We start from the raw sequence: 8,785 nt of genomic DNA on the forward strand, positions 1-8,785 counted from the left end.
ATTTTATAACTTTACAAAATGGCAAATCATCAACACGATGCAGTAACTCCTTACGAAGCATCAGATCTAAATAAAAAGAAACAAGTCGAGCAAATGTTCGATAATATTTCGCCAAAATACGATTTATTAAACCGTGTTTTATCAATGGGAATCGACATTCAATGGCGAAAAGATGTTATCAAAATGGTAAAAGCTTCTCAACCAAAAACGATTTTAGATATCGCGACTGGAACAGGAGATTTGGCGATTATGATGGGTAAAAATACTGATGCAAAAATTACTGGATTAGATTTATCTAACGGAATGTTGGAAGTTGGTCGCAAAAAAGTAAAAGAAGCTGGATTAGAAAATCGTATCGAAATGGTACAAGGTGATTCGGAAAATTTACCTTTTCCTGATAACACTTTTGACTGTGTAACCGTTTCTTTTGGTGTTCGTAATTTTGAAAACTTAGAGAAAGGTTTAGCAGAAATCAACCGTGTTTTAAGACCTGGAGGAACTTTCGTTATTTTAGAATTCTCTTATCCAACGGCTTTCCCTATGAAACAATTGTACACGTTTTATTCTAAAAATATTTTACCTGCAATTGGTAAAATGGTTTCGAAAGATCAAAGTGCTTATACCTATTTACCAGATTCAGTTCGTGCTTTTCCACATGGAGAAGAAATGAAAAATATCTTGAAAAGTGTAAAATTTACACAACCTATTGATAAAAAACTTACTTTTGGTATTGCAAGCATTTATAAAAGTATAAAATAAATTTGCTTGTTATTCGTTGAAAGTCTATGAGAAAAAATCTAATCATCGCATTATCGTTAACTGTTGCAAGCATTGCAAATGCACAGTTTCGCCCTAATAATGACAGAAGCGAAAACAGAACTGAAACTGATCAGAAAAAATTTAGTTTTGGATATTTCTTGGGAACTAATATGATGAGTTACAAGATTGTTCCTAAAGCTCAAACAAATCCGTTACCAGGAACTCCTCAAACACCAGATGATGATGGGGTAAATGAACACGGTTTAGTTTATTTAGATCAAGAAAGTAAAGCTGGTTTCTCTGTTGGATTAATCGCAAAAATGCGAGTAAATGATTATATTGATTTAAAATCAGAACCAGGATTGCATTTTGCTCAACGTATTTTACATTTCAATAACTACTTGGATCCTGCTACAGGTGAAACAATAGAAGACCCTTCTAAAATAACACGCGAAGTAAAATCTACTTATATCGAAATTCCGTTGTTACTTAACTTTCACGGAGATCGTTGGTTCAATACACGTCCATACATTCAAGGAGGTTTGGGTTATCTAATGAATTTACAATCAAACGAAAACAAAGAAGACGATAACGAAACTGGAGTTTTCAGAACTACAACGAATAATTTTAACTGGCAAGCAGAAATTGGTGTTGAAATTTATTTCAAACGATTTAAACTTACACCAGCTCTAAAAGGTATGTTCTTCTTTAATAATGAAATTGTTCCTGATAAAGATGCTTCACAAAAGTATTGGACAGGAAGTTTGAATTCATTATCAACCAGAGCATTTGTTTTTTCTCTAAAATTTGAATAAAAATTTAAAGTCATAATCATAAAATAATAAAAACCATAAATAATATAATCACATGAATTTTCAATTATCGGAAGAACAATTAATGATTCAAGAAGCTGCTCGCGACTTCGCTAAAGCTGAGTTATTACCAGGAGTTATCGAACGCGACGAAACATCTACTTTCCCAACTGATGCAGTAAAAAAAATGGGAGAACTTGGATTCTTAGGTATGATGGTTGACCCAAAATACGGAGGATCTGGTTTAGATAGCGTTTCTTATGTCATTGCAATGGAAGAAATCGCTAAAGTTGATGCTTCTGCTGCTGTTGTCATGTCAGTTAACAACTCTTTGGTTTGTGCTGGTATGGAAAAATATTGTAACGAAGATCAAAAACAAAAATATCTAGTACCATTAGCTTCTGGTCAAGTAATCGGAGCTTTTTGTTTATCTGAGCCAGATGCTGGTTCTGATGCTACTTCTCAAAAAACTACTGCGGTAGATATGGGAGATCACTATTTATTAAATGGTACAAAAAACTGGATTACGAATGGTGGAACAGCTTCTACTTATTTAGTAATCGCTCAAACTGATCCAGAAAAAGGTCACAAAGGAATCAATGCTTTCATCGTAGAAAAAGGATGGGCAGGTTTCGAAATTGGACCAAAAGAGCAAAAAATGGGAATCCGTGGTTCTGACACACATTCATTATTCTTTAATGATGTAAAAGTTCCAAAAGAAAACCGTATCGGTGAAGATGGATTTGGATTTGCTTTCGCAATGAATGTCTTAAACGGAGGACGTATCGGTATTGCTTCTCAAGCATTAGGTATTGCACAAGGCGCTTATGAATTAGCATTAGATTATGCAAAAATTCGTAAAGCATTCAAAACAGAAATCATCAATCACCAAGCTGTTGCATTCAAATTAGCAGATATGGCAACTAATATTACAGCTGCTCGTATGTTATGTTTCAAAGCTGCTGTTGAGAAAGATGAAGGAAAAGATATTTCTATTTCTGGTGCAATGGCAAAACTATTTGCTTCTAAAACAGCGAACGAAGTTGCTTCGGAAGCCGTTCAAATTCATGGAGGAAATGGTTATGTTCGCGAGTATCATGTAGAGCGTATGATGCGTGATGCAAAAATTACTCAGATTTACGAAGGAACATCAGAAATTCAAAAAATTGTAATTTCGAGAGGAATTGCTAAATAATTTTAGATAAATATAATTATTTTTTATCTTTATGAGACATCTGTTAATGACAGATGTCTTTTTTTATTTATTTAATCAAAAAACAATACGTCGTATATTTGTGGCGGAAAAAATATAAAGAAGATGAAAATTTTTAGATTCGGACCAAAAGGTCAGGAGAAATCAGGTGTAATCATCGATGAGAAAAAATTTGATGTTTCAGCATCTGGAATTATTTATGATGATGATTTTTTTGGAAATACCGAAAAACAAGAAACTTTACAAAAATATATCGAGCAAAACATTAACAGTTTGCCTTTAGTTGAAGACAATGTACGTATTGGTACGCCTTTAACTCGTCCAGGAAAAATTGTTTGTGTAGGTCTTAACTTCGATGATCACGTAAAAGAAACAGGTTTGGAGCAACAAGCAGAGCCGATTATGTTTATCAAAGCAAATCAATCGTTTAACGGACCAGAAGACGGAATTATGCAACCAAATGGTTCTACAAAAATGGACTGGGAAACAGAACTTTGTATTATTATTGGTGAAAAAGCAAATAATGTAACGGAAGAAAATGCGATGAATCACGTATATGGTTATGCGTTGATTAATGATATTTCTGAGCGTGCATTCCAAACAGAGCGTGGAGGAACTTGGGACAAAGGAAAAGGATGTGATACATTTGCACCTGTAGGTCCTTTTATTGCAACAAAAGACGAAATCGAGGATGTAAATAATTTACGTGTTTGGTTAAAATTAAACGGAGAATTAATGCAAGATGGTAATACAAGTGATTTTATTTACCGCATTCCTAAATTAATTTCCTACCTATCTCAATTCATGTCTTTCTTCCCTGGAGATATTATTTCTACAGGTTCTCCAGCAGGATCAGGAATGGGAAAAACACCTCAAGTTTGGTTAAAACCAGGAGATGTTATCGAGTATGGAATTGATGGTTTAGGTTCTACAACTCAAACTATTTTACCTTTCTCAAGAGGTTAAAAATAAGATATCTTACAATAAAAAAACGTGCAATTCAAAATTTGAATTGCACGTTTTTAACTTCTGTTTAGTATCATACTTAATTGATTAAACGATAAAACGTATTCTTTTTCATCCAATCAATTATTGATTTTAAAACAATCTATCAATTAAATAGAACGTCTAATTCGAAAAAAATATTGGATATTCAATTAATTAACGTAATTTTGCAAACGTTTTGACAACCGTCTAAATGGTACAAATCCATCAAAGTGACGAATAATTCCTAAAATCTTTTGGGAAAACAGAATCATTTTGTACATTTGCACCCCGATCGGATTGTCGGTAATTTATAAAATATTAAAAATCAAGATAGTGGACACGTTAAGTTACAAAACTTCATCAGCCAACAAAGAAACTGCTCAGAAAGAATGGGTAGTTGTGGACGCTTCTGACTTATCATTAGGTCGTTTAGCGTCAGGTGTTGCGAAGCTTATCAGAGGTAAGCACAAAACAAACTTCACTCCTCATGCAGATTGTGGAGATTATGTAATTGTTTTAAACGCTGACAAAATTCAATTAACAGGTAACAAATGGGATGACAAATTATACATCCGTCACACAGGTTACCCAGGTGGACAAAGATCTTTAACTGCGAAAGAAGTTTTTGCAAAAGATCCTGTACGCTTAATCGAAAAGTCAGTAAAAGGAATGTTACCTAAAAATAAATTAGGTAGTAAATTATTGACTAATTTACATGTATTTGTTGGTACTGAGCACAATCACGAAGCTCAACAACCAAAACAAATCGATATTAACGAATATTTATAATCTAATTCCATGGCAATAGTTCATAAAATCGGACGTAGAAAAACATCTGTTGCTCGTGTATACTTACAAGAAGGTAATGGAGAAATCTTCATTAACGGGCGCGAGTTAGCAATCTACTTCCCTACGGCAGTATTACAATACAAAGTAGAACAACCATTTTTAATCACTGGTACAAAAGAGAAATACAATGTAGATATCAAAGTATTTGGTGGTGGAATCACTGGTCAAGCTGAAGCAATTCGTTTAGCAATTTCTAGAGCTTTATGTGAAGTTGACGCAGATTTTCGTTTACAATTAAAACCAGAAGGGTTATTAACACGTGACCCACGTATGGTTGAACGTAAAAAATTCGGTCAAAAGAAAGCGCGTAAGAAATTCCAATTCTCTAAACGTTAATTTATTCAATTCATTAAAAAATCCATTTTCCGTTGGTTTAGCATCTAAACAAATAAGGCTAGAATTTTTCGACCACTTGTTTGTTGCTTGTTGAGATAACGGAACGTAAACTAAAAAAAAGAAAATGGCAAAAGTAAATGTAAAGGACTTATTAGGTGCTGGTGTGCACTTTGGTCACTTAACAAGAAAATGGAATCCGGCTATGGCTCCTTATATTTTTATGGAGAAAAACGGAATCCACATCATCGACCTTCACAAAACTGCAGTGAAATTAGATGAAGCATCTGAAGCTTTAGGAAAAATTGCTGCATCTGGACGTAAAGTTCTTTTTGTTGCAACTAAAAAACAAGCAAAAGATGTTGTAGCTAAGCATGCTGAAGAAATCAACATGCCTTATATTACAGAACGTTGGCCTGGTGGGATGTTAACTAACTTTGTTACTATCCGTAAAGCAGTTAAAAAAATGAATTCAATCGATCGTATGAAAAAAGACGGTACGTTTGAAACACTATCTAAAAAAGAAAGATTACAAGTTGATCGTCAAAGAGCATCTTTAGAGAAAAACTTAGGTTCTATCGCTGATATGACACGTTTACCATCTGCAGTATTTGTTGTAGATATTGTACGTGAGCACATCGCTATAGCAGAAGCTCAAAAATTGGGTATTCCAATCTTTGCAATGGTTGATACAAATACTGACCCCCGTCAAGTAGATTTCCCAATCCCTGCAAATGATGATGCTTCTAAATCTATCGATATCATCTTATCTACAGTAGCTGATTCTATCAAAGCTGGTTTATCTACACGTAAAGCAGAAAAAGAAAAAGCAAAAGAAGGTAAAGAAGAAGGAGCTGAAACAAAAGAAGCTTAACATTAACTTGATGATCAATTCATCGATATAATATACCTTGTAGCTCCTACACCACTTTGTGGTGTACGAGCTACTTTTATTTAAAATATTAAGAAACAAAATAAAAATATTACTATGAGCTACAAAGCAACAGCCGCTGAGGTAAGTAAATTAAGAAACGCAACTGGTGCGGGAATGATGGACTCTAAAAAAGCTTTAGAAGAAGCTGGTGGAGATTTCGATAAAGCAGTAGAGGTTTTACGTAAACAAGGACAAAAAGTAGCTGCTAAAAGAGCTGACCGTGATTCTACAGAAGGTGCAGTTATCGCTAAAGTTAACGCTGACCAAACTAAAGGTATCGTTATCGCTTTGAACTGTGAGACTGACTTCGTTGCTAAAAATGAAGCTTTCGTTGCTATGGCTAACGAAATCGCTGATTTAGCTTTAACAGTTAACTCTAAAGAAGAATTATTAGCTTTACCATTCGCTGGAATTACAGTTGGTGAAAAATTAACTGAGCAAACAGGTGTTATTGGAGAAAAAATCGAAATTGGTACTTTCCAAGCTATCGAAGGTGCTATCGTTAATTCTTACATCCACGCTGGTAACAAAATTGGTGCTGTAGTTTCTTTATCTGCTAACGTAGAAGGTGCTTCTGAAGTAGCTCGTGACGTTGCTATGCAAGTTGCTGCTATGAACCCAGTAGCATTAGATGAAACTTCTGTTGCTCAATCTGTAATTGACACTGAATTATCTATCGCTAGAGAAACTTTAGTTGCAGAAGGTAAACCAGAAAATATGATTGAAAACATCGCTCAAGGTAAATTACAAAAATTCTTCAAAGAGAATACATTAGTTCACCAAGCGTCAATCAAAGACGGAAAAACTTCTGTTCAAGATGTCGTTAAAGCTGTTAACGCTGACTTGAAAGTAACTGGATTTATCCGTTACAGCTTATAATAAGTTTATAATTTTTATTATATATCTTAAAGTGATGCTAAAATTTAGCATCACTTTTTTGTTTGGTATATATTTTGAAATGTTTGTTTTATAATTATTTATTTTTATATTTGTTAGGATTACAAGCATATGAAACACTTTATACTATTTATAACTATATTTTTATTCACCATAACATCTGCATCAGCTCAGTCGAGATTTGATCAGGACAAAGGCTCTGTTAGCATTTATCCAAATCCTGCGAGTTCTACGTTTACAATAAAATTTGATAATCCATCGAAAGCAAGTTCGGTATCTATATACTCGATTATTGGAAATGAAGTGATGAATAAAAAATTAGACGGAAGCCAGAAAGCAAACTTTAACGTACAAAGTTTGAAAAAAGGAAAATACATTGTTCGCGTTTTTAATGAAGATGGAACAACAGAAACACAATCGTTAATTAAGAATTAAGATTATTCATATAAAACAAAAAAGCTTCTCAAAAATTTGAGAAGCTTTTTTTATATCGTTACCCGAAAGTTTATTTCGCTTTCTTGTAATTATCTTCAACTTGTTTCCAATCCAAAACATTGTTAAACGCTTTCAAATAATCATCGCGTTTATTTTGGTATTTTAAATAATAAGCATGTTCCCAAACATCAATTCCTAAAATTGGCGTTCCTGCAACCTCTGCTCCTGGCATCAATGGATTATCTTGATTTGCTGTAGTTGTAACCGCCAAACTTCCGTCCGCTTTCACAACCAACCAAGCCCAACCAGAACCAAAACGTTTAGAACCTGCTTCGTCCAATTGCTTCATCAATTCTTCTGTAGAACCAAATGTTGCATCAATCTTCGCTTTAAGATCTCCTGTAGGCGCTTTCTGCGGCGTTGGAGACATAATATCGAAATATAGCATGTGATTGTAATATCCACCAGCATTGTTGCGTAAAGCAGCATTATTCATATCCATTTTTTTCAAAATGTCTACAATATCATTCGATTTGATATTTGCTTCTTTTAGCGCTGTATTCAATTTGTTGATGTATCCTAAATAATGTTTAGAGAAATGAACTTCCATTGTTTTTGCATCAATGTATTCGTTCAATTCATCGTAACCATATTTTAAAGGTTTAATTTGGAAAGTTCCTGGGTCAGCTTTAACATCTGTAGGATTTCCAACAGGCTCTGCAGCAGCTTGCACTGTATCTTGTTTTACAACTTCTTTAGTTGTTGAGTCAGCATTTTCTTTCTTCGTTTCGCATGACTGAACAAAGAAAAGAACACCCAAAACTGACATCAAAAATATACCCTTTTTCATCTTATTCTTTTATGTAGTTTACTTATGATATTAATATTTCTACTAAAATATACTAAAACTATCGAATATAAAATTGATTTCTTTTAATTTTCTGTTAAAATGGAGATTAGAATGTATTTTTATTACATTTATAATAATTAACACGAAACAAAATGACGATTAAAAATCTATTTGCAATCATAATCAAATTGATTGGTTTTTTCTTTATTATAGAAACTTTTATAACATTTTTTCCCGAGCAAATCAATCTGTTAATGAACTTTGATGTAATATTTCCTGAAGAAATAAAAAGTCAAAATATCGTTTTATTTCCTTACATCACGCTTATAATTCTATTCATTGTACTGTTTTTGATTTATTATACTTTCATTTATAAAACAGAAATTATGATTAGATTTCTTAGAATCGAAAAATATTTTGAAGATACAAGAATTGAAAATCTTACAATTCCTATTCAAAAATATGCGCAGATTTCAATAATAATCGTTTCGATTATTTTATTGATTTTTCAATTACCTATTTTTATCAATACAACAATTAAGTATTTTAGTGTAAAAGATTCTTTTCAAGATGGACTAACTTCTGATTTAATTTCGAGTTCAATTATTATTCTACTTTCATTTATTGGAATTATTTTCAGCGATAAACTCTCAAAAAATTTTGCAAAATAAACACTATTTTATTTCAGATATTTTAATTATTCTTATTTTATTAAT

At 32.9% G+C, this 8,785-nt stretch carries 11 protein-coding genes; 10 read left to right on the plus strand and 1 reads right to left on the minus strand.

Annotated elements, in window-relative coordinates; all coding sequences use genetic code 11:
• Nucleotides 1-18: 18 nt before the first annotated feature.
• The 9 genes from ubiE to N5D90_RS11870 all read left to right on the plus strand — a co-directional run bounded on the left by ubiE (nucleotide 19) and on the right by N5D90_RS11870 (nucleotide 7,219).
• Nucleotides 19-759: a bifunctional demethylmenaquinone methyltransferase/2-methoxy-6-polyprenyl-1,4-benzoquinol methylase UbiE gene (gene ubiE, locus N5D90_RS11830; RefSeq protein WP_038334486.1), complete on the plus strand. Its 741-nt coding sequence runs from the start codon at nucleotides 19-21 to the stop codon at nucleotides 757-759.
• Nucleotides 760-785: 26 nt separating this feature from the next.
• Nucleotides 786-1,574, plus strand: coding sequence for a porin family protein (locus N5D90_RS11835; protein WP_280062563.1), 789 nt, complete (start codon nucleotides 786-788; stop codon nucleotides 1,572-1,574).
• Between the two features lie 52 nt (nucleotides 1,575-1,626).
• Entirely contained in the window at nucleotides 1,627-2,766 is a 1,140-nt protein-coding gene (locus N5D90_RS11840; protein WP_115001412.1) for an acyl-CoA dehydrogenase family protein, read from the plus strand.
• Between the two features lie 123 nt (nucleotides 2,767-2,889).
• Nucleotides 2,890-3,750 carry a fumarylacetoacetate hydrolase family protein gene (locus N5D90_RS11845; RefSeq protein ID WP_280062564.1) on the plus strand — a complete coding sequence of 287 codons (861 nt, stop codon included), beginning with the start codon at nucleotides 2,890-2,892 and terminating at the stop codon, nucleotides 3,748-3,750.
• Between the two features lie 354 nt (nucleotides 3,751-4,104).
• Complete coding sequence (rplM, locus tag N5D90_RS11850) at nucleotides 4,105-4,560, plus strand: 50S ribosomal protein L13 (RefSeq protein ID WP_038334665.1); 456 nt, start codon at nucleotides 4,105-4,107, stop codon at nucleotides 4,558-4,560.
• A 9-nt stretch (nucleotides 4,561-4,569) separates the two neighbouring features.
• A complete protein-coding gene (rpsI, locus tag N5D90_RS11855; RefSeq protein ID WP_038334481.1) occupies nucleotides 4,570-4,956 on the plus strand; it encodes a 30S ribosomal protein S9 in 387 nt (128 codons plus the stop codon).
• A 124-nt stretch (nucleotides 4,957-5,080) separates the two neighbouring features.
• A complete protein-coding gene (gene rpsB, locus N5D90_RS11860; RefSeq protein WP_115001416.1) occupies nucleotides 5,081-5,827 on the plus strand; it encodes a 30S ribosomal protein S2 in 747 nt (248 codons plus the stop codon).
• A 114-nt stretch (nucleotides 5,828-5,941) separates the two neighbouring features.
• A complete protein-coding gene (gene tsf, locus N5D90_RS11865; protein ID WP_038334478.1) occupies nucleotides 5,942-6,766 on the plus strand; it encodes a translation elongation factor Ts in 825 nt (274 codons plus the stop codon).
• Nucleotides 6,767-6,895: 129 nt separating this feature from the next.
• Nucleotides 6,896-7,219, plus strand: a complete 324-nt coding sequence (locus tag N5D90_RS11870; protein ID WP_115001418.1) for a T9SS type A sorting domain-containing protein — start codon at nucleotides 6,896-6,898, stop codon at nucleotides 7,217-7,219.
• A 70-nt stretch (nucleotides 7,220-7,289) separates the two neighbouring features.
• Here the strand turns inward: N5D90_RS11870 and N5D90_RS11875 are convergent, their stop codons facing one another.
• Nucleotides 7,290-8,069, minus strand: coding sequence for a superoxide dismutase (locus N5D90_RS11875; protein WP_038334476.1), 780 nt, complete (start codon nucleotides 8,067-8,069; stop codon nucleotides 7,290-7,292).
• Nucleotides 8,070-8,455: 386 nt separating this feature from the next.
• On the opposite strand from N5D90_RS11875, the gene N5D90_RS11880 reads away from it, so the two are divergent.
• Nucleotides 8,456-8,740, plus strand: a complete 285-nt coding sequence (locus tag N5D90_RS11880; RefSeq protein WP_147280018.1) for a hypothetical protein — start codon at nucleotides 8,456-8,458, stop codon at nucleotides 8,738-8,740.
• The last annotated feature ends 45 nt before the right edge of the window (nucleotides 8,741-8,785 follow it).

It is taken from the genome of Empedobacter sp. GD03797 (assembly GCF_029842105.1).
Taxonomy (GTDB): Bacteria; Bacteroidota; Bacteroidia; order Flavobacteriales; family Weeksellaceae; genus Empedobacter; species Empedobacter falsenii_C.